The organism is Oleiphilus sp. HI0079, assembly GCF_001635105.1.
This window is the reverse complement of record NZ_LWFT01001421.1, coordinates 1-674: the sequence shown is the minus strand read 5'-3', so window position 1 is coordinate 674 and position 674 is coordinate 1. Positions and strand designations below refer to the sequence as shown.

Annotated in this window: 1 pseudogene; it reads left to right on the top strand. The window is 51.5% G+C overall.

The features are described from left to right. Positions 1–674 (top strand): annotated as a pseudogene (gene fadH / locus A3750_RS24505) (NADPH-dependent 2,4-dienoyl-CoA reductase); the annotation flags it as partial.

The following is a 674-nucleotide window of genomic DNA, read 5'->3' as shown; positions in this document are numbered from 1 at the left end:
CTGGCGGCTACAACCCAAACAAGCGCGGTTGGTTTTACCCAACTGCGGGTTTGTTCAACAGCTACCTAGACATTCCTAACCACCGTAAAGTGACCAGCGCGGTGCATAAAGAAGGTGGCAAAATCGCTTTGCAAATTCTGCACGCAGGCCGCTACAGCTACCACCCATTTTCGCATTCCGCTTCCGCCAAAAAAGCGCCGATCAATCCGTTTAAGCCGAAAGCCATGTCGGACAAGCAAATTCGCTCAACGATCAAAGACTTTGCTAAAACCGCACGCTTAGCAAAGCTAGCCAACTATGACGGCGTTGAGGTGATGGGAAGCGAAGGCTACTTGATCAACCAATTTATGGCGCCGCATGTAAATCAGCGGAAAGACCATTGGGGCGGCAGCATTGAAAACCGCATGCGCTTCCCTGTTGAGATAGTCAAAGAAATGCGCAAAGCCGTTGGTGACAAGTTTATTATCTTGTTCCGTATGTCGATGATGGAGCTTGTAGAAGGCGGCATGACGGCGGATGAAATCGTCCAGACCGCAAAAGCACTGGAAGCAGCTGGCGTAACCATTATGAATACGGGCATTGGCTGGCACGAAGCACGTGTTCCGACCATTGTGACCTCTGTGCCGCGAGCGGCCTTCCGTGAAGCAACCGCACGTGTGAAGAAAGAGCTGTCA